This window comes from Streptomyces violens (assembly GCF_000717745.1).
In the GTDB taxonomy this organism is placed as follows: domain Bacteria; phylum Actinomycetota; class Actinomycetes; order Streptomycetales; family Streptomycetaceae; genus Streptomyces; species Streptomyces violens.
Genome location: NZ_JOBH01000010.1, coordinates 585,596 through 605,347, shown reverse-complemented (window position 1 = coordinate 605,347; position 19,752 = coordinate 585,596). Strand labels below are relative to the sequence as shown.

The following is a 19,752-nucleotide window of genomic DNA, read 5'->3' as shown; positions in this document are numbered from 1 at the left end:
AACCACTCGGTGGTTCCGGGGCAGCGGCGGTGACGCTTACGCGTCCTTGCTCAGGTTCGGGCCCGAGCCGGCGGACTCGATCGGCGGGGCGTCGGGCAGGGCCGACTTCTCCTCGCCGCGGAAGGTGAACTTGGCGTTCTCCCCCTCGCCCTCGACGTCGACGACCACGATGTGGCCCGGACGCAGCTCGCTGAAGAGGATCTTCTCCGAGAGAGCGTCCTCGATCTCGCGCTGGATCGTCCGGCGCAGCGGGCGGGCGCCCAGCACCGGGTCGTAACCGCGCTTGGCGAGCAGCGACTTGGCCTCGGAGCTGAGCTCGATGCCCATGTCCCGGTCCTTGAGGCGCTCGTCCACCTTGGCGATCATCAGGTCGACGATCTGGATGATGTCTTCCTCGGTGAGCTGGTGGAAGACCACCGTGTCATCGACACGGTTCAGGAACTCCGGCCGGAAGTGCTGCTTGAGCTCTTCGTTGACCTTGTTCTTCATCCGCTCGTAGCCGGACTTGACGTCACCCTGGGCGGCGAAGCCCAGGTTGAAGCCCTTGGAGATGTCCCGGGTGCCGAGGTTCGTCGTCATGATGATGACGGTGTTCTTGAAGTCCACGACCCGGCCCTGGGAGTCGGTCAGGCGACCGTCCTCCAGGATCTGCAGCAGGGAGTTGAAGATGTCCGGGTGGGCCTTCTCGACCTCGTCGAAGAGGACCACGGAGAACGGCTTGCGGCGGACCTTCTCGGTCAGCTGGCCGCCCTCTTCGTAGCCGACGTAGCCGGGAGGCGAACCGAAGAGCCGGGAGACCGTGTGCTTCTCGCTGAACTCCGACATGTCGAGGGAGATCAGCGCGTCCTCGTCGCCGAAGAGGAACTCGGCGAGCGTCTTGGACAGCTCGGTCTTACCGACACCGGACGGGCCCGCGAAGATGAACGAACCGCCGGGGCGCTTCGGGTCCTTCAGGCCGGCACGCGTACGCCGGATGGCCTGCGAGAGCGCCTTGATGGCGTCCTTCTGGCCGATGACGCGCTTGTGCAGCTCGTCCTCCATGCGGAGGAGACGGGAAGACTCCTCCTCGGTGAGCTTGAAGACCGGGATGCCCGTGGCCGTGGCCAGGACCTCGGCGATCAGGTCGCCGTCGACCTCGGCGACGACGTCCATGTCGCCGGCCTTCCACTCCTTCTCCCGCTTCGCCTTCGCGGCCAGGAGCTGCTTCTCCTTGTCGCGCAGGCCCGCGGCCATCTCGAAGTCCTGCGAGTCGATCGCGGACTCCTTCTCCCGGCGCACGTCGGCGATCTTCTCGTCGAACTCGCGGAGGTCCGGCGGCGCGGTCATCCGGCGGATGCGCATCCGGGAACCGGCCTCGTCGATCAGGTCGATCGCCTTGTCCGGCAGGAAGCGGTCGGAGATGTACCGGTCGGCCAGCTGAGCGGCCTGGACCAGCGCCTCGTCCGTGATCGAGACGCGGTGGTGCGCCTCGTAGCGGTCGCGCAGGCCCTTGAGGATCTCGATCGTGTGCGGCAGCGACGGCTCCGCGACCTGGATCGGCTGGAAACGGCGCTCGAGGGCCGCGTCCTTCTCCAGGTGCTTGCGGTACTCGTCGAGCGTGGTCGCACCGATGGTCTGCAGCTCACCGCGGGCCAGCATCGGCTTCAGGATGCTGGCGGCGTCGATCGCGCCCTCGGCGGCACCCGCACCCACCAGGGTGTGGAGCTCGTCGATGAACAGGATGATGTCGCCGCGGGTGCGGATCTCCTTGAGCACCTTCTTCAGGCGCTCCTCGAAGTCACCGCGGTACCGGGAGCCGGCGACCAGGGCGCCGAGGTCCAGGGTGTAGAGGTGCTTGTCCTTGAGGGTCTCGGGCACCTCGCCCTTGACGATGGCCTGCGCCAGGCCCTCGACGACCGCCGTCTTGCCGACGCCGGGCTCGCCGATGAGGACCGGGTTGTTCTTCGTACGCCGGGACAGCACCTGCATGACCCGCTCGATCTCCTTCTCGCGCCCGATGACCGGGTCGAGCTTGGTTTCACGAGCGGCCTGCGTGAGATTGCGGCCGAACTGGTCCAGGACGAGGGAGGTCGAGGGCGTGCCCTCGGCGGGACCGCCCGCGGCGGCCGTCTCCTTGCCCTGGTAGCCGGAGAGCAGCTGGATGACCTGCTGCCGCACCCGGTTCAGATCGGCGCCCAGCTTCACGAGGACCTGGGCGGCGACGCCCTCGCCCTCGCGGATCAGGCCGAGCAGGATGTGCTCGGTACCGATGTAGTTGTGGCCGAGCTGGAGGGCCTCGCGGAGCGACAGCTCCAGGACCTTCTTGGCACGGGGGGTGAAGGGAATGTGACCGGACGGGGCCTGCTGGCCCTGGCCAATGATCTCCTCCACCTGCTGGCGGACCGCCTCGAGCGAAATCCCGAGGCTCTCCAGGGCCTTAGCGGCGACACCCTCACCCTCATGGATCAGGCCCAGGAGAATGTGCTCGGTGCCGATGTAGTTGTGGTTGAGCATCCGGGCTTCTTCCTGAGCCAGGACGACAACCCGCCGCGCGCGGTCGGTGAACCTCTCGAACATCGTTAATCGCTCCTCAGAGCGGTCAGGCAGTTAGGGGTCGGTCCCCTCCCTGTCCTTCCGCATGCTAGTCCCGCGGGGCGGGACAGCTCATTCCAACTGCCGACACCCGTCCTTGGCCTCCTGCCCCGAACAGCCGACATCTGCTCCAACCCGATGGTGCGAGACGATGTTCCCGCAGGCCAGGCATATACGCCCCATGCCAGTACGCCCATGGCGAACGCGGCCTTGCCCGACACGCCCGCGCCTCTCGCGCGGCCGTTGCGTACATCCCGCTCAGAGCGCCGATTCATCGTCCCTCCCCTCGAGAAAAGTCTTACCCGCTGCCTCTGACAGTCCATCCGCGCGGCCCGCCTTCCTCCGCTACGGGCGAACACCCTTGCGCCGTTTTACGCGCCCGCACGCCCGTCCTATACCCACCGGACGAGCACGGTACGTATCCACGCCTCAACCCAGCGTAACTTCTGAGCATTTCGGGAGTTGCACCGGGCATGGCCCTCGCGCTCCCGCGCCCCCGCGATCCACTGCTCGCCGCAGGCCCTGCCGCGCGGCAGTGGTACGAGCAGGCGCTGGGCTGGCCGACGGCCGGCGGTGAGCCGCTCCGGCTGCGCACGGGAATCCGCTTCGACGTCCTGGAGATGCCCGCGGACGCCGGATTCGCCACGCTGCGCCGTGCCGGGCGCACGGGCCCGGTCGCGCTCGGCTGGAGCCAGGGCCGCCCGTACGCCTCCCAGGAGCCCGGAGAGCCGGTCCTGCGCCTTCTGGTGGCCACAGGCGCGGCGGACGAGCTGCCAGGGGTGCTGGAGTGGCTGGAGTGGGGCTCGGTGGGCCTGGAGCTGACCGCTCTCGGCTCCGGTGACCTGATGCCCGCGCCACCGCCTGTGGCGCCCCGGACGGCGGCCGCGCGAGAGGCGACGGCGCCGGTCCCGGCAGCGGGGCCTGGGCTGCCTGCGGGAGTCGGTCCGTGGGGGGCCGCATGGGTACGGCCTCCGGAGCCGGGCTGCGATGTCGAGGCGACGCTGCCCTCCACGGGGAGCGGGGCAGGTCTCGGGGGCGGTGGTGGGGTTCCCCGTACGTCACGTATGGGGCGCGCCCCCGACCTCGTACGGCTCGTGAGCGTGGCGGCCACGGAATGCCACCGGGCCCGGTTGCTGCGCGTAAGAAAAGGTCGAACGGATCGCTTCCGCGGTGATCAGCCGTTGGCCTTCTCGTACGCCTCACGGACGGTCGCGGGGACGCGGCCGCGGTCATTGACCTCGTAACCGTTCTCCTTGGCCCACTTACGGATCTCAGCGGTGTCCTTGTTGCCGGACGAGGCGGCACGCGCCTTGCCACGGCCGCTCGCGGCACGACCGGTACGGCGGCCGGCCTTCACGAACGTCTCAAGGGCGTCGCGCAGCTTCTCCGCGTTGCCGTTGCTGAGGTCGATCTCATAGGACTTACCGTCGAGCGCGAACGTCACGGTCTCGTCCGCCTCGCCACCGTCGAGGTCGTCGACAAGAAGAACCTGAACCTTCTGTGCCACCGGTTTCCCTTTCATCGAATGTGGATTACGACGGAAAGCAAACCGCTTTTCCGGGAAAAACACAAACCCCCGGGTCGGGTTCAGATGCGACGGGTGCGGGGAACACCGGCTTCGACAGCTATGAGATAGGGGCGCGATTCGGACATAGAACGCTGATCACAGGTGCAGAAGCATGCGACTGTTGCCTAGGGTGTTGGGCTTCACTCGTTCGAGACCGAGGAACTCGGCGACGCCCTCGTCATAGGAACGCAGCAGCTCGCTGTAGACATCGCCGTCGACCGGAGTCTCGCCGATCTCCACGAAGCCGTGCTTGACGAAGAAGTCGACTTCGAAGGTCAGACAGAAAATACGGCGTACTCCCAGCCACCTTGCTGTACGGAGCAGCTTGTCCAGGACCTGATGCCCCACGCCCGCGCCCTTGAGCTGCGGGGCGACGGCCAGGGTGCGCACCTCGGCGAGGTCTTCCCACATGACGTGCAGCGCGCCGCAGCCCACCACCTCGGCGTCCTCGTCGCGCTCGGCCACCCAGAACTCCTGGATGTCCTCGTAAAGCGTGACGGTGGCTTTGTCCAGCAGGATCCCGTCACGCGAGTAGGAGTCGATGAGGCGGCGTACGGCGGGCACATCACTGGTCCGGGCCCGGCGGACGGTGACGCCATTCGATAGCGGTGGCATGCAAGGACGCTATCGTTCCGACTCCTCCGCTCCGGAGCCGGGTTCCGCGACTTCCTCCGGTGTCCCCGCTTGGACGACGCGCATGGCATCACTGAGGGCCTGCCGCTGTTCCTGCGACATCATCCCGAAGAAGGCGACGAGGGCGGCCGCGGGGTTGTCGCTCACGGACCACGCTTCGTTCATCAGTGCGGCCGAGTAGGCGGCGCGAGTGGACACCGCCTCATATCTATAGGCCCGGCCTTCCGCTTCTCGCCGTACCCAGCCCTTCTGGTGAAGGTTGTCCAATACGGTCATCACCGTGGTGTACGCGATGGACCGTTCCTTCTGCAGATCTTCGAGTACTTCCCGAACGGTTACCGGCCGGTTCCACTGCCAGACCCGCGTCATGACGGCATCTTCCAGTTCACCCAAACGTCTCGGCACACGAGAACAATAGTGGGAGATGTCCAGAATGCCGCGTGTTCGCGTCGGCGAGCGACCGATTCATCGCAGAAAAAGGCGTACGGCCCGGGATGTGCAATCCCGGGCCGTACGCCACATTCGCGAAGCTCGAAGACCGGAACGGATCACGCCGTTCCGGGCGCAGGTTCAGGCGCCGTGCGCCTTCGGCTCCTGGCGGGCGGACTCGGCACTCTGGAGCACGGCGTCCACGGCCGCGTCTTCCTTGGCCTTGTTCGCGCCGCCCTGGCTCTTGATCATCGTCACGATGACCGCAGTGAAGGCGATGGCCATCACTACGGGGGGCAGCAGCGCCGATACGTAATCCATGCCGAGGGCCTCCTTGTGCGACGAGGCTTCCAGAGTACGCGCCGCGCTCAGGCCGTCCGGGCCGCGGGGGGCGGGGAGGGCTTGCGGCGCGGCGGGAAGACCTCGCCGGGGGTGGGTACGGGGCGGCCGCGGCGGCCCGGCTGCGGGCCCGCCGGACCGGGCTGCGGGGGCTTCGGCGAGGGCTGGCCGGGCTGCGGGGCCGGCGGGCGCTCCGGCTCGTCGGCCAGCCGGCCGCCGGGCAGGGCGCGCAGCCGGCCGCGCACGGAGCGCTCGGCGGCCTGCTCGCAGCGGCGCAGCAGGGCCGTGCGGCGGGCCCGCTCGGCCGGACCTGCGTCCACCGAGCGCAGCACCCGGAGCGCGCCGAGGTCGTCCGGGCCCGGGGCGTACCCGGCCGCCAGGGCCTCCTGGAGGCGCCCCAGGTAGCCGTGTACGGAGCCCGGGAGGGCGTCGCGGTACCGGGCGAGGTCGGCGAAGAGAAAGTCGCGCAGCCGGCCGCCCTCGCGGGCCGCCTCGTCCAGCGCCTCGGAGAGCCGGAGGCATTCCTGGACCTCTTCCGCGCGCCGCGGATCGCGGGTCGCGGGTACGGCGCCGGCGGGCGCGGGGGCGGGGACGGAAGCGGGCTGGAGGGCGGTGGCGAGGGCGCGGCGGAGCACGCGCAGTTCGTCCGCGCTGAACGCCATGCCGCCGCGGTATCCGTATGGCGTGGGCATGGGCCCGACTTTAATTACTAAACGGACAAAAACCCCGGTATTTGGAATTCCCGGGTGCGGCGCACGGGGCGCTGCGCGGACGCGCCTTACGGGGCGCCGCGGGGCGCCCCGTATTCAGTTCCGCTTCACTGCCGCCCGACGTTGCGCTCGTACACCAGGCGCAGCCCGATGAGGGTGAGCCAGGGCTCGTGCATGTCGATCGTGGAGGACTCGCCGAGCACCATCGGGGCCAGTCCGCCCGTGGCGATGACGGTCACGTCCTCCGGGTCCTCGGCCAGCTCCCGCGCCATCCGCTGGACGACGCCGTCGACCTGGCCGGCGAAGCCGTACAGGATGCCGGACTGCATCGCCTCGACGGTGTTCTTGCCGATGACGCTGCGCGGGCGGGCCAGCTCGATCTTGCGCAGCTGCGCGCCCTTGACGCCCAGCGCGTCCACCGAGATCTCGATGCCCGGCGCGATCACGCCGCCGACGTACTCACCGCGCGCGCTCACCGCGTCGAACGTGGTGGCCGTGCCGAAGTCCACGACGACCGCCGGGCCCCCGTAGAGCTCCACGGCCGCGAGGGAGTTGATGATGCGGTCGGCGCCGACCTCCTTGGGGTTGTCCATGAGGATCGGCACGCCGGTCTTCACGCCGGGCTCGACCAGTACGGCCGGCACGTCGCCGTAGTAGCGGCGGGTGACCTCGCGCAGCTCGTGCAGGACCGAGGGGACGGTCGAACAGATCGAGATGCCCTCGATGCCGTCGCCCAGCTCCTCGCCGAGCAGCGGGTGCATCCCCATCAGGCCGTTGAGCAGTACGGCCAGTTCGTCGGCGGTCCGGCGGGCGTCGGTGGAGATCCGCCAGTGCTCGACGATCTCCTCGCCGTCGAACAGGCCGAGGACGGTGTGGGTGTTACCGACGTCGATGGTCAGCAGCATCAGGCCCCGGCCTCCCCGGCTCCCTCGTGCGCGTCGCCCTCGCGGAGGTCCAGGCCGATGTCCAGGATCGGCGAGGAGTGCGTGAGGCTGCCGACCGCGAGGTAGTCCACGCCGGTCTCCGCGTACGTACGGGCGTTGCCGAGCGTCAGCCGGCCGGAGGACTCCAGCATCGCGCGGCCCGCGACCAGCTCCACGGCCTCGCGGGTCTGCTCCGGCGTGAAGTTGTCCAGCAGGATCAGGTCGGCGCCCTCGGCGAGGATCGGCGGGATCTGGTCGAGGCGGTCCACCTCGACCTCGATCGGCACACCGGGGAACTCGGTCCGTACGGCCTTGAACGCCTCGGCGACGCCGCCCGCGGCCACGACGTGGTTGTCCTTGATGAGCGCCGCGTCCGAGAGCGACATGCGGTGGTTCACGCCGCCGCCGCAGCGCACCGCGAACTTCTCCAGGGAGCGCAGGCCCGGCGTCGTCTTACGGGTGTCGCGCACCCTCGCCTTCGTGCCCTCCAGGGCGTCCGCCCAGGCACGCGTCGCGGTGGCGATGCCGGAGAGCCGGCACAGCAGGTTCAGCGCGCTGCGCTCCCCGGTGAGCAGGTCGCGCGTGCGGGCCGTGACCGAGATCAGCTTCTGCCCCGCCTCGACCCGGTCGCCCTCCTCGACGTGCCGCTCGACCGCGAACTCGTCCGTGCACACGACGGAGAGCACCGCCTCGGCGACCCGCAGCCCCGCGACCGTACCGGCGTCCCGCGCGGTGAAGTCGGCGGTGGCGATGGCGTCCTCGGGGATGGTCGCGACGGTGGTGACGTCCACGCCCTGGTCGAGGTCCTCCTCGATGGCCAGGTGCGCGATGTCCTCGACCTGTACCGGGTCCAGCCCCTCGTTCACCAGCAGGGCCGCCAGGTCCGGGTCCAGGCCGCACTCCAGCGGGTCCAGCTCGTACGCGTCGTCCCCGGCACCGCAGCCGCAGGCGTCGCCGCAGCCCCCGCCGGACGCGTCCGAGGGGGTCTGGCCGGGCCGGCCGATCTGCAGGAGGGGGAGGTCGTCGGGCGTGCTCACGGGTTCGGCTCCGTTTCGGGGTGGGTGGCGGGGAAGTCGGCGGAGTCCGTGACACGGAATTCCACCGTGTGGGGCGGGCGGAAGGTGACCACGGAGTGGCGCTGCCAGACCTCGTCGTTCCGGTCGGGGTGGTCCTCCCGCCAGTGGCAGCCGCGGGTCTCCTCGCGCGCCCGGGCGCCGGCGACCAGGGCACGCGCGACCAGCAGGAGGTTGGTGGCCTCCCATGCTTCCACGCCGGGCTCGGCGGCCTTGCCCTCCTCGGATTCCGCGGAGGCCCTGGAGGTCAGCCGCACGAGCTCCTTGTAGGCCCCCGCGATGCTGTCCGCCGACCGCAGCACGCCGACGCCCGCCGTCATGATCCGCTGGATCTCGAAGCGCGTCTCGGGCGCGAGCAGCGGTACGGGCGGGCCCTCGGGCAGCCGCGGCTCCCCGGGGTGCGGCAGCGGCCGCGGCCCGATGTCGGCCGCGATGCGCTCCGCGAAGACCAGGCCCTCCAGGAGGGAGTTGGAGGCGAGCCGGTTCGCGCCGTGCACGCCGGTGCAGGCGACCTCGCCGCACGCGTACAGGCCCGGCACGGTCGTCCGGCCGTGCAGATCGGTCCGTACCCCTCCGGAGGCGTAGTGCGCGGCGGGCGCGACCGGGATCGGCTCGGTGACCGGGTCGATGCCGTGGCTGCGGCAGGCCGCCAGGATGGTCGGGAAGCGCTGCTCCCACATGGCCGCGCCGAAGTGCCGCGCGTCCAGGTACATGTGCTCGGTGCCCTGCTCCTGGGCGCGGCGCATGATGCCCTTCGCCACGATGTCGCGCGGCGCCAGTTCGGCCAGCTCGTGCCGGCCCACCATGAAGCGCACGCCGTCGCCGTCCACGAGGTGCGCGCCCTCGCCGCGCACCGCCTCGGAGATCAGCGGCTGCTGCCCCTCGGCGTCCGGGCCCAGGTAGAGCACGGTCGGGTGGAACTGTACGAATTCGAGGTCGGAGATCTCGGCGCCGGCCCTGAGAGCCAGCGCGACCCCGTCCCCCGTGGAGACGGACGGATTGGTCGTCGCCGAGAAGACCTGGCCCATGCCGCCGGTGGCGAGCACCACGGCGGGCGCGTGCACGGCCCCCACGCCGTCGTGCTGGCCCTCGCCCATCACGTGCAGGGTGACGCCCGCCGTACGGCCTTCGGAGTCCGTGAGGAGGTCCAGGACGAGCGCGTTCTCGATGGTGCGCAGTCCCTGGGCGCGCACCGCCTCGACCAGCGCGCGGGAGATCTCCGCGCCGGTGGCGTCGCCGCCCGCGTGCGCGATCCGGCGCCGGTGGTGGCCGCCCTCGCGGGTCAGCGCGATGCCCGCGCCGTCCTCGTCCGGGTCGAAGCGCGCCCCTGTGGCGATCAGCCGTCGTACCGCGTCCGGGCCCTCGGTGACCAGCGTGCGGACCGCCGCCTCGTCGCACAGCCCGGCGCCCGCCACGAGGGTGTCGTCGCGGTGCTGCTCCGGGGTGTCGCCCTCACCGAGGGCCGCGGCTATGCCGCCCTGCGCCCAGCGCGTGGAGCCGTCGTCCAGCCGGGCCTTGGTGACCACGACCGTACGGTGGCCGGCCGCCGCGCAGCGCAGCGCGGCGGTCAGCCCTGCGACGCCGGAGCCGACCACGACGACGTCCGCGTCGATGGCCCAGCCGGGCGCGGGGGCGTCGAGTCGTATGCCGGGCCCGGTCGCCCCCGTCATCGGGGTACTCCTGCAGTCATCGTGGTGCTCCTGCTGACGGGGGTCCGCTCTGCGGTACGGCGGGCCCGAAAGTGAGGCGGATGTTGTCGATGAGGCGGGTGGTGCCGACCCGGGCGGCGACGACGAGGACCGCCTCGCCCTCGTACCCGCCCTTGTACGGTCCTTCGTCCGGCGCGCGCTCGGTGTCCGGGAGCACCGTGAAGCCGTCCGGGTCGACCAGCTCCACGTAGTCCAGCTCCAGCGGCGGATCGAAGCGCGCGGCGTCCTCCAGGACGGCGCGGGCCGCCGTGCGGGCCACGGCCGGGCCCTGGGGGCTGCCGGCGGACGCCACGTAGGCGAGGGCGTGCGCGTCGGCCGCCGCCCGGTCCTCGCCCATCGCGGCCAGGCCCATGGCGCGCGCCTCGGAGTGCGTGACGGACCCGGCCCGGACCCGCAGCGCCTCTTCGGCGGCCAGCCGGTCACGGGCCGCGAACAGGGCGCGCGAGAGGGCCAGCGCGGTCCGGCGCTCGTCGGGCGAGAGGTAGCGGTTGCGGCTGGAGAGCGCCAGCCCGTCGTCCTCCCGTACGGTCGGCACGCCCACGATCTCCACGGGGAAGTTCAGGTCGCGCGCCATACGGGTCACGATGGCGAGCTGCTGGGCGTCCTTCTGGCCGAAGAAGGCCACGTCCGGTGCCGTGAGGTGGAGCAGTTTGGCGACAACGGTGGCCATGCCGTCGAAGTGGCCGGGGCGCGAAGCGCCTTCCAGCACGTCGCCCATGGGGCCCGCGCTGATGCGCACCTGGGGCTCGCCGCCCGGGTAGACCTCCTCCACGGAAGGCGCGAAGACCGCGTCGGCGCCGGCCTCGCCGGCCACCACGATGTCGGCGTCCAGCGTGCGCGGGTAGCGGTCCAGGTCCTCGCCCGCGCCGAACTGCAGTGGGTTCACGAAGACGGTGACCACGACCTGCCCCTCGGGGCCGACGTGCGCGCGGGCCGTACGGACCAGCGTCGCGTGGCCCTCGTGCAGCGCGCCCATCGTCATCACGACGGCGCGGCGACCGCGGCTCGGCAGGGCCCGCAGCTCGGCGGCGGTGCTCACCAGGCGGGGGCGGCCGACGGGCGCGGGAGCGGGGGCGGCCGACGGGACATGGGCGTCCGTACCGGCCGGGTGCTGTGCGGTGGTGTTCATCGGGTGCCTCCCTCCGTGCGGTCCGGGTCTCCGGAGAGCACGCCGAGCAGGTCCTCGGCGAGCTCCGGCTTCAGCAGGCCGTGCGCGAGCGCCCGGTCCGCCGTCGTACGGGCCATGGCGAGGTATCCGGCGACCGCCTGCGGGGAGTGCTTGCGCAACTCCGCGACGTGCGCGGCGACCGTACCGGCGTCACCGCGCGCGACCGGCCCGGTCAGCGCGGCGTCCCCGGAGCGCAGCGCGTTGTCCAGCGCGGCGCCCAGCAGCGGCCCGAGCATCCGGTCCGGCGCGCCCACTCCCGCCGCGCGCAGCAGCTCCAGGGACTGGGCGACCAGCGTGACGAGGTGGTTGGCACCGATGGCCAGGGCCGCGTGGTACAGCGGCCGGGCCGCCTCCTCGATCCACTCGGGCTCGCCGCCCATCTCGATGACCAGCGCCTCGGCGGCCATCCGCAGCTCCTGGGGCGCGGTGACCCCGAAGGAGCAGCCGGCCAGCCGCTGGACGTCCACGGAGGTGCCGGTGAACGTCATGGCGGGGTGCAGGGCCAGCGGCAGCGCGCCGGCCCGGGTGGCCTCGTCCAGCACTCCGGCGCCGAACCGCCCGGAGGTGTGCACGAGGAGCTGTCCCGGCCGCACGGCGCCGGTCTCCGCGAGCCCGGCGACCAGGCCGGGCAGCGCGTCGTCGGGGACCGTCAGCAGCACCAGCTCGGCGCGCGCGAGGACCTCCTCCGGCGGCACGAGGGGCACGTCGGGGAGGAGCGCGGCGGCGCGCCGCCGGGAGGCGTCGGAGACGCCGGAGACGGCGACCGGGTGGTGCCCGGCGAGCTGCAGGGACGCGGCGAGCGCGGGCCCTACACGACCTGCCCCGACGACGCCGACGGTGAGCCGGGCGGGGCGGTCCTGGGCCTCTGTAAGGGGATTCTCATTCACGCGGCAATGGCCTTCCGTTCCAGTCCGCGGGGGGTACCGGACGTTTCCTGGTCATGCTACGCGGTGTTCCGGACGCGCCCCGAGGGACGGACGGCAGGTGAGACGGGCGTCTCGTGGCCGCGCCGAAAGTCGCTCGCCGCCCTTCCGGCCGGTACGGGATGATCGGGCCGCATACAGGCGGAGCGCGGGCGGGCCTAGGAGGCGGGCAGCAGATGACCGACCAAGAGGAGCGGACGCGCCGACTGGCGGCCTGGCGCGGCTGCGACCGGGCACTGATGCGCGGCGTCGGCGACGAGAGCGTCGCCGAGCGGCTGGCCCGGCTGACCGCCGAAGCGCCCGGAGAGTACGACCTGGACGCCCCGGTGGACTTCTACGCCGCCGAGGAGAGCGTCGTCGGCACCCTGGAGCGGCGCACGGCGGAGCTGCTGGGCACCGAGGCCGCGGCGTTCTTCCCGACCGGCACGATGGCGCAGCAGGTCGCGCTGCGCTGCTGGGCGGGGCGTACGGGGAACGCCACGGTGGCCGGGCATCCGATGTCGCACCTGGAGGTGCACGAGCGGGACGCGTACGCCGTGGTCAGCGGGTTGCGCATGATCCACCCGACGCGGGAGCCCCGGCTGCCGGCCGCCGAGGAGGTACGCGGCCTGGACGAGCCCTTCGGGACGCTCGCGCTGGAACTGCCCCTACGGGACGGGGGTTTCGTGCTGCCCTCATGGGACGAGCTGGTGGCCGTGGTGGACGCGGCCCGGGAGCGCGACGCGGTGGTGCACTTCGATGGCGCGCGGCTGTGGGAGTCGGCGCCGCACTTCGGGCGCCCGTTCCCGGAGATCGCCGATCTCGCCGACAGCGTGTACGTGTCGTTCTACAAGTCACTCGGCGGGATATCCGGCGCCGCGCTGGCCGGCAGCGAGGACTTCGTGGCCGAGGCGCGGGCCTGGCGGCACCGGTACGGCGGGCTGCCGTTCCAGCAGTGGCCGGCCGCGCTCGCCGCGCTCAGCGGGCTGGACCGCGAGCTGCCCCGCCTCCCGGAGTACGTCGCGCACGCCAAGGTGATCGCGCGGGCGCTGGCCGAGGGGCTGGCCGAGTGCGGCGTGCCGTGGTTCCGGGTGCATCCCGACCCGCCGCACACCCACGACTTCCAGGTGTGGCTGCCGTACGCCCCCGAAGTGCTGGACGAGGCGAGCGTGCGGCTGGCCGAGGAGACCCGTACGGCGCTCTTCCGCCGCTGGTGGGGCGGCGGTGTCCCGGGCGTGGCGATGACCGAGGTCCACGTGGGCTCAGCCGCACTGGGCTGGACTGCCGCCGACGTGCGGGGCGTGCTCCCGGACTTCCTGGCGCGGGTACGGGCGGTGGCCGACGGGGGCTGAGGCGGGCGTACGGCGCCCGAGCAGGGCCCGTACGGCACGCAGCAGGCCCCGGGCCGGCAGCCGGCCTGCGGACGGCGTGACGACGGCCTCGAAGCGCCGCCGGTCGCGTACCGCCCGCAGCGCCCGTACGTCGCCGGCCCCGGGCAACGGCGGCGCGGCCTCACCCCGCTGAGCTGCGCGGTAGACATCGATCATGTGCTGCTGCATCGCGTTCATGCCCTCCACGGTGGGCGGCGCGCGCCGCCCGGAGCACGCCGATTGACGGGAGCCGTCAAACGTCGGCGGGCGCGCCTCCCGGGTCACGCATGATGGGCGTACCGGGCCGGCGACGGCGCGCACACAGGGGAGGAACACGTGGGGATCCAGATCGACATCACCGGCCTGCCGGAGGAGCGCTTCGTCTTCGCCCCCTCGCCGCTCGCGGAGCTCGGTACCGCGCTGCACGCGCTCACCGAGCCGGGCCACCACCCCGGGCTGCACGGCTGGACCACGGCGACCTGCGCCGCGTTCAAGCCGGACCTCGCCGACCGGCTGCACGAGGCGGACTTCCTGTGGGGCCCGACCTTCTCCGACATCTCGATGCCGTTCGCGGCGCTCGCCGACACCCACGGCATGCCCGGCGCGACCCTCACCGAGGATCTGGACCTGCTCGACCGGCTGGACGACGAGCTGTACGTCGCGGCGGCGCTGGAGATCTCCTGCGCCAGCCTCTACAGCCGGGGCGGCCCCTCGCCGCTGGTCGACGCGGAGGCGCGGGAACAGGCGCTGGAGCGTGCGGTGGCGCGCGGTCCGCGCCAGGCGGAGTTCGCACGCCGGCTGCTGGCCGACCCGCCTGCCGTACGGGCCTGGATACGCCGCTTCTTCGAGGACTGCGACCAGGCGTTCTTCGCGGACGTCTGGCAGCGGGTCCGCGTCCAACTGGCGGCCGACGCCCGGCACAAGACCGAGGTGCTGCGCCGCAAGGGCCTGGCCGACGCGCTCACGGAGGTGTCCACGGCCCTCGCGGTGGACGAGGAGCAGCGCCGCATCACGGTCGACAAGCTGAGCAACGGGCGGACCACCGCCGTGAACCCGGAGGTCGGCGCCGGGCTGACGTTCGTCCCGTCCTCCTTCGGCTGGCCGCACCTGATGGTGCTGCACGCGCCGGGCTGGCGGCCGGTGATCCATTACCCGGTGGCCGCGCCCGAGTTGTCGCGCACGGCCTCCGTGGAGCTGCTCCAGCAGCGCCTGGAAGCGCTGGCGCACCCGGTGCGCATCCGGATCTGCCGCAATCTCGCCCGGACCGCGTACAGCACCGGCGAACTCGCCGCGGAGCAGGGCATCACCGCGCCCGAAGTGTCCCGGCATCTCGGCGCCCTGAAGAAGGCGGGCCTGATCCAGACGCGCCGCCGCGGCCGGTACGTGCTGCACCAGCTCGACCTCCAGGTCGTCGCCCGGCTGGGGAGCGACTTCCTGGAGGGGATTCTGCGCTGAGGGCGGCGTTCAGGAGGCGTCGCGCCCCCGCAGACGCTCCCGTACGGCCGCCCGCCAGTCCTGGACGACCTCCTCCGGCTCGTACGGCGTGAGGCCCAGCGGCGGCCCCGGAGGCGGGTTCTTCAGTGCTTCCCGGATCCTGCCGTTGATGTCCGCGACGATCCGCCGGACCTCGCGTTCGGAGCGGGCGCCGCGTGCCGCGGCGAGCGCGTCCTCGGCCTCCTTGCGCAGCGCGAGCGTGGGCGGGAGGTAGGACAGGCTCTCCCGCTCCATCTTGTCCCGCACCCACCACATCTCGTCGTACGGCTTGTTCAGGCCCTTGAGGGGCTTCCCCGCCCCGGGCAGATCGTCGAACTCGCCCCGCTCGGCGGCTTCCCTGATCTGCCGGTCGACCCAGGTCTCGAAGCTGACGCCCGGCGGCTTGCGGTCGGTCACGGTGCTCTCCCTGAAGGTAGGAGACAGCGGTCCTTCGTTACAGCGGTCCTTCTATGATGCGCCGCCGCCCGCCCGCACCAGGCCCGTTTCGTAGGCCAGCACGACCGCCTGTACTCGGTCCCGCAGTTCGAGCTTGGTGAGGATGCGGCCCACGTGGGTCTTGACCGTGGCCTCCGAGAGGACCAGCCGGGCGGCGATCTCACCGTTCGACAGCCCCTGCGCCACCAGGAGCAGCACCTCGCGCTCCCGCTCGGTGAGCCGCCGCAGCTCCGGGCGGCCCTCCTGGGGCGCGGCCGACGGCAGCATCGGCGAGAAACGGTCCAGCAGGCGGCGGGTGGTGGACGGCGCGACCACCGCGTCACCACTGTGCACCGCGCGGATCGCCCCCAGGAGCTCGTCCGGCGGCACGTCCTTGAGCATGAAGCCGCTGGCCCCGGCCTTGAGCGCGGAGAACGCGTACTCGTCCAGGTCGAAGGTGGTCAGGATGAGCACCTTCGGGGCGTCCTTCGCCGTCCCGCCCGCGCAGATCCGCCGGGTGGTCTCCACGCCGTCCAGGTTCGGCATCCGCACGTCCATCAGGATCACGTCGACCTGCGTGGCACGCAGCGCCTCCAGGGCGGCCACGCCGTCGCCCGCCTCCGCGACGACCTCCATGTCCGGCTGGGCCGCCAGGACCATCCGGAAGCCGGTGCGCAGCAGCACCTGGTCGTCGACGAGCATCACGCGGATCGTCATGCGGGGTCCGTCCCTTCGGGGCATCAGGTCAACAGAATGTGGTGGCGCGTCCAAGTGCCCTAACGCGCCGGTGTGAGCGGCAGCACGGCGCTGATACGGAAGCCGCCGCCCGGTCGCGGCCCCGCGTCCAGGCTGCCGCCGACCATACCGACGCGTTCCCGCATGCCGATGAGGCCGTGGCCCTGCCCGTCGGCGCCGCCTTCTTCGTACAGCTCGTGCTGCGCGCCCCGGCCGTCGTCCTCGACGAGCAGCTCCAGGCGCTCCTCCCCGTAGACGAGGCGCACCGTCGCACGGACGCCCGGCCCGCCGTGCTTACGGGTGTTGGTCAGCGCCTCCTGGACGATGCGGTACGCGGTCAGCTCCACGCCGCTGGGCAGCGGCCGCTCCCGGCCGTCCACCGTGAACTCCACGGGCAGGCCCGCGCCGCGCACCTGCTCCACGAGGTCGGCGAGCTGGTCGACGCCGGGCTGCGGGACGTACTCGCCGCCCTCGGCCCCCTCGCCGGTCCGCAGCACGCCGAGCAGCCGGCGCATCTCTGCGAGCGCCTGCCTGCCGGTGCCGGAGATGGTCTCCAGCGCCTGCTGGGCCTGCTCGGGCGCGGACTTCAGTACGTACGCCGCGCCGTCGGCCTGCACCACCATCACCGAGACGTTGTGCGCGACCACGTCGTGCAGCTCGCGGGCGATCCGGGCGCGCTCGGCCGCCACCGCCATCCGGGACTGCGTCGCGCGCTCCTTCTCCAGCCGCGACGCGCGCTCCTCCAGTTGCGCCCAGTAGGCACGCCGGGTGCGCAGCGAGTCGCCCATCACCCAGGCCAGTACGAACGGGACGGTCAGGAAGACGACGACGACCACGTCCTGCCACACCGTGTAGTACGGGTCGGGCTGGTGCCAGCGGAGCCTGGACAGGACCGGCGCGAGGATGCCGCCGGCCAGCGCGTACCGGGAGGCCCAGCGGACGTTCCCGTACGCGACGGTGTAGATGATCACCAGCATCGCGAAGTCCGCCGGGTTCGGCTCCACGTCGAAGATCAGCTGTGCGACGCCCGCGAGCGTCGCCAGCAGCAACATCCTCAGCGGGGCCTTGCGACGCAGCGCGACGACCGTGCACAGCGCGAGGACGACCAGCACCCCGACGGCGCGCTGGACGGAGCCGGTGAGTATGTCGGAGACCAGCCACAGGCCGCAGAACGCGAGGAGCAGCAGCGCCCAGAAGGTGTCCACACCTGTCGGGTGCCTGCGGAAGAAGTCGTAGAGACGCTGCACGTCACCCAGCGTAGGCAGGACGTATAGGTGTACGGGTCAACCGAAGGAGCGATCCTGGGCGCGCGCCCTACTCCCCAAGGTGGATGCCGGACGGTACCCCGGCCGCCCGTACGGTGGGGCGGTGACGAACGAGTGGTGCGGCTGGCGGGACGCGACGGAACGGGCGCTGTACGGCCCCGGCGGCTTCTACACGCGCCCGGACGGCCCCGGGCCCGCCGGACACTTCCGCACCTCGGTGCACGCCTCGCGGCAGTACGCGGGCGCCGTGGCGACGCTGCTGGAGCGCGTGGACGAGGCGCTGGGGCGTCCGGAGCGGCTGGACGTCCTGGACGTCGGGGCGGGGCGCGGCGAGCTGCTGAGCGGCGTCCTGGCGGCGCTGGACGCGGCCGGGGCGTCGGCCGCCGGGGAGGCCACCGGAGAGGCCGCCGGTGCGTCGGCCGGTTCGCTCCCGGGGCGGCTGCGCGCGTACGCCGTCGAGAAGGCGCCCCGCCCCGAAGGGCTCGACCCGCGCATCACCTGGCTCGCCGAGCTGCCGCCCCCGTGGACGCTCACCGGGCTGCTCTTCGCCAACGAGTGGCTGGACAACGTCCCGGTGGACGTCGTCGAGACGGACCCGGAGGGCGTGGTGCGCCGCGTACTCGTACGCGCGGAGGACGGCGCGGAACGGCTCGGCGAGCCGGTGACGGGCGAGGACGCGGCGTGGCTGGCGGAGTGGTGGCCCACCGGCGGGGACGGCGGGCCGATGGAGGGGGACGGCGGACCGGGGTGCCGGGCCGAGATCGGGCGGCCGCGGGACGCGGCGTGGGCGCGTGCGGTACGGACGCTGCGCCGCGGGTTCGCCGTGACCGCCGACTACGCGCACCTTCGGGAGGCCCGCCCGCCGTACGGCACCCTCACCGGCTTCCGTGACGGCCGCGAGGCGGCCCCCGTACCGGACGGCAGCCGCGACATCACCGCACACGTGGCGCTGGACGCCTGCGCGGCGGCCGGCGGCACCGGGGCGCTGCTGCTCACCCAGCGGGCCGCGCTGCGCTCCCTGGGCGTCGACGGCAGCCGCCCGCCGCTGGCCCTCGCGACCACCGATCCGGCCGCCTACCTGCGGGCCCTCAGCGGCGCCGGCGAGGCCGCCGAGCTGACCGACCCGGGCGGCCTGGGGGCCTTCCACTGGCTGGTCCAGCCGGTCGGCCTGCCGGCCGGAGCTGTCAGACTGTCCCCATGACGGAGACGATGGTCGGCATTGGCGGTGCGGCGGAGAGCACGGACATGGTGCTCAACATCGGGCCCCAGCACCCCTCCACCCACGGAGTGCTGCGGCTGCGCCTGGTACTGGACGGCGAGCGCATCAGCCACGCCGAACCGGTGATCGGTTACATGCACCGGGGCGCGGAGAAGCTCTTCGAGGCGCGCGACTACCGCCAGATCATCGTGCTCGCCAACCGCCACGACTGGCTGTCGGCGTTCTCCAACGAGCTCGGCGTCGTGATGGCCGTCGAACGGATGCTCGGCATGGAGGTCCCGGAGCGGGCGGTCTGGACGCGCACCCTCCTGGCCGAGCTGAACCGCGTACTGAACCACCTGATGTTCCTCGGGTCGTACCCCCTGGAGCTGGGCGGGATCACCCCGGTCTTCCACGCCTTCCGCGAGCGCGAAGAGCTGCAGAATGTCATGGAGGAGCTCTCCGGCGGCCGGATGCACTACATGTTCAACCGCGTCGGCGGCCTCAAGGAGGACCTGCCGGCCGGCTGGCTCGGCCGCGCCCGGCACGCGGTGTCCGAGGTCCGCTCCCGTATGGACGTCTTCGACCGGCTCGTCCTCGGCAACGAGATCTTCCGCGGCCGGACCCGCGGGGTCGGCGTGCTGACCCCGGAGGCGGTGCACGCGTACGGCGTCTCCGGGCCCATCGGCCGCGCCTCGGGTGTCGACTTCGACCTGCGCCGCGACGAGCCGTACCTGGCCTACGGGGAGCTGCAGGACACCCTGAAGGTCGTCACCCGCTCCGAGGGCGACTGCCTGGCGCGCTTCGAGGTGCTGCTGGAGCAGACGCACAACGCGCTCGACCTGGCCGACGCCTGCCTGGACCGGATGGCGGAGCTGGCCCCCGGGCCGATCAACCAGCGGCTCCCGAAGGTCCTCAAGGCCCCCGAGGGCGCGACGTACGCCTGGACCGAGAACCCGCTCGGCATCAACGGCTACTACCTCGTCTCCAAGGGCGAGAAGACCCCGTACCGCCTCAAGCTCCGCTCCGCCTCGTTCAACAACATCCAGGCCCTGACGGAGCTGCTCCCCGGCACGCTGGTCGCCGACATGGTCGCCATTCTGGGCTCGCTGTTCTTCGTGGTGGGCGACATCGACAAGTGACGGCCGGGCCCGGGGTGACGGGCGGGGCGTGATCCGCTGTACGCGGGGTAGCGCCAGGGCCAACACCAACAGGGCCATCCACAGGGTGTGGATAACTTTCCGAGCCCTGG

General features: G+C 72.1%; 20 protein-coding genes. 5 read left to right on the top strand and 15 right to left on the bottom strand.

Going from position 1 to position 19,752, the window contains the following annotated elements:
• Positions 1–36: 36 nt before the first annotated feature.
• Positions 37–2,556: an ATP-dependent Clp protease ATP-binding subunit gene (locus IF04_RS0121935; RefSeq protein WP_030260440.1), complete on the bottom strand. Its 2,520-nt coding sequence runs from the start codon at positions 2,554–2,556 to the stop codon at positions 37–39.
• Between the two features lie 488 nt (positions 2,557–3,044).
• Here IF04_RS0121935 and IF04_RS37665 point away from each other — a divergent pair, with 488 nt between their 5' ends.
• The gene (locus IF04_RS37665) at positions 3,045–3,815 is read left to right on the top strand and encodes an SCO3374 family protein (protein WP_078600584.1); all 771 of its coding nucleotides are present in this window, start codon (positions 3,045–3,047) and stop codon (positions 3,813–3,815) included.
• On the opposite strand, the gene IF04_RS0121930 is transcribed toward IF04_RS37665, so the two are convergent.
• From IF04_RS0121930 to IF04_RS0121885, 10 genes are all read right to left on the bottom strand, one after another.
• Positions 3,746–4,078: a histone-like nucleoid-structuring protein Lsr2 gene (locus IF04_RS0121930; protein ID WP_030260437.1), complete on the bottom strand. Its 333-nt coding sequence runs from the start codon at positions 4,076–4,078 to the stop codon at positions 3,746–3,748. The two genes, IF04_RS37665 and IF04_RS0121930, sit on opposite strands and share 70 nt — an antisense overlap.
• Before the next feature lie 156 nt (positions 4,079–4,234).
• The gene (locus IF04_RS0121925; RefSeq protein ID WP_051831430.1) at positions 4,235–4,753 is read right to left on the bottom strand and encodes an amino-acid N-acetyltransferase; all 519 of its coding nucleotides are present in this window, start codon (positions 4,751–4,753) and stop codon (positions 4,235–4,237) included.
• A gap of 9 nt (positions 4,754–4,762) precedes the next feature.
• On the bottom strand, positions 4,763–5,176 hold the full coding sequence (locus IF04_RS0121920; protein ID WP_078600582.1) for a BlaI/MecI/CopY family transcriptional regulator: 414 nt from the start codon (positions 5,174–5,176) through the stop codon (positions 4,763–4,765).
• A gap of 165 nt (positions 5,177–5,341) precedes the next feature.
• Positions 5,342–5,521 (bottom strand): hypothetical protein, encoded by a 180-nt coding sequence (locus IF04_RS0121915; RefSeq protein WP_030260426.1) that lies wholly within the window; start codon positions 5,519–5,521, stop codon positions 5,342–5,344.
• 47 nt (positions 5,522–5,568) lie between these two features.
• Positions 5,569–6,231 carry a hypothetical protein gene (locus tag IF04_RS0121910; protein WP_245654455.1) on the bottom strand — a complete coding sequence of 221 codons (663 nt, stop codon included), beginning with the start codon at positions 6,229–6,231 and terminating at the stop codon, positions 5,569–5,571.
• Positions 6,232–6,356: 125 nt separating this feature from the next.
• Positions 6,357–7,154 carry a type III pantothenate kinase gene (locus IF04_RS0121905; RefSeq protein ID WP_030260419.1) on the bottom strand — a complete coding sequence of 266 codons (798 nt, stop codon included), beginning with the start codon at positions 7,152–7,154 and terminating at the stop codon, positions 6,357–6,359.
• A complete protein-coding gene (gene nadC, locus IF04_RS0121900) occupies positions 7,154–8,209 on the bottom strand; it encodes a carboxylating nicotinate-nucleotide diphosphorylase (protein ID WP_037960082.1) in 1,056 nt (351 codons plus the stop codon). The genes IF04_RS0121905 and nadC overlap by 1 nt, the downstream gene beginning before the upstream one ends.
• Positions 8,206–9,915 (bottom strand): L-aspartate oxidase, encoded by a 1,710-nt coding sequence (locus IF04_RS0121895; protein ID WP_030260412.1) that lies wholly within the window; start codon positions 9,913–9,915, stop codon positions 8,206–8,208. Before IF04_RS0121895 ends, nadC begins: the two co-directional genes overlap by 4 nt.
• A gap of 16 nt (positions 9,916–9,931) precedes the next feature.
• A complete protein-coding gene (gene panC, locus IF04_RS0121890; protein WP_078600580.1) occupies positions 9,932–11,083 on the bottom strand; it encodes a pantoate--beta-alanine ligase in 1,152 nt (383 codons plus the stop codon).
• Entirely contained in the window at positions 11,080–12,009 is a 930-nt protein-coding gene (locus IF04_RS0121885) for a Rossmann-like and DUF2520 domain-containing protein (protein WP_030260405.1), read from the bottom strand. Before IF04_RS0121885 ends, panC begins: the two co-directional genes overlap by 4 nt.
• 212 nt (positions 12,010–12,221) lie before the next feature.
• Here IF04_RS0121885 and IF04_RS0121880 point away from each other — a divergent pair, with 212 nt between their 5' ends.
• Positions 12,222–13,376, top strand: a complete 1,155-nt coding sequence (locus IF04_RS0121880; RefSeq protein WP_037960077.1) for a threonine aldolase family protein — start codon at positions 12,222–12,224, stop codon at positions 13,374–13,376.
• On the opposite strand, the gene IF04_RS0121875 is transcribed toward IF04_RS0121880, so the two are convergent.
• Complete coding sequence (locus IF04_RS0121875; protein WP_030260400.1) at positions 13,287–13,592, bottom strand: hypothetical protein; 306 nt, start codon at positions 13,590–13,592, stop codon at positions 13,287–13,289. The two genes, IF04_RS0121880 and IF04_RS0121875, sit on opposite strands and share 90 nt — an antisense overlap.
• Positions 13,593–13,736: 144 nt before the next feature.
• On the opposite strand from IF04_RS0121875, the gene IF04_RS0121870 reads away from it, so the two are divergent.
• Entirely contained in the window at positions 13,737–14,849 is a 1,113-nt protein-coding gene (locus IF04_RS0121870; protein WP_030260397.1) for a DUF5937 family protein, read from the top strand.
• Between the two features lie 9 nt (positions 14,850–14,858).
• On the opposite strand, the gene IF04_RS0121865 is transcribed toward IF04_RS0121870, so the two are convergent.
• Genes IF04_RS0121865 through IF04_RS0121855 form a run of 3 tightly spaced genes read right to left on the bottom strand, consistent with a single transcriptional unit; the run spans position 14,859 to position 17,284 of the window.
• Positions 14,859–15,284 carry a DnaJ family domain-containing protein gene (locus tag IF04_RS0121865; RefSeq protein WP_030260394.1) on the bottom strand — a complete coding sequence of 142 codons (426 nt, stop codon included), beginning with the start codon at positions 15,282–15,284 and terminating at the stop codon, positions 14,859–14,861.
• 51 nt (positions 15,285–15,335) lie between these two features.
• Entirely contained in the window at positions 15,336–16,019 is a 684-nt protein-coding gene (locus IF04_RS0121860) for a response regulator (RefSeq protein ID WP_030260390.1), read from the bottom strand.
• 59 nt (positions 16,020–16,078) lie between these two features.
• The gene (locus IF04_RS0121855; protein WP_030260386.1) at positions 16,079–17,284 is read right to left on the bottom strand and encodes a sensor histidine kinase; all 1,206 of its coding nucleotides are present in this window, start codon (positions 17,282–17,284) and stop codon (positions 16,079–16,081) included.
• A 121-nt stretch (positions 17,285–17,405) separates the two neighbouring features.
• Between IF04_RS0121855 and IF04_RS0121850 the strand changes: the two genes are divergently transcribed.
• Both IF04_RS0121850 and IF04_RS0121845 read left to right on the top strand, forming a co-directional pair.
• A complete protein-coding gene (locus IF04_RS0121850; RefSeq protein ID WP_030260384.1) occupies positions 17,406–18,503 on the top strand; it encodes an SAM-dependent methyltransferase in 1,098 nt (365 codons plus the stop codon).
• Positions 18,500–19,642 carry an NADH-quinone oxidoreductase subunit D gene (locus tag IF04_RS0121845; RefSeq protein WP_030260381.1) on the top strand — a complete coding sequence of 381 codons (1,143 nt, stop codon included), beginning with the start codon at positions 18,500–18,502 and terminating at the stop codon, positions 19,640–19,642. The genes IF04_RS0121850 and IF04_RS0121845 overlap by 4 nt, the downstream gene beginning before the upstream one ends.
• The last annotated feature ends 110 nt before the right edge of the window (positions 19,643–19,752 follow it).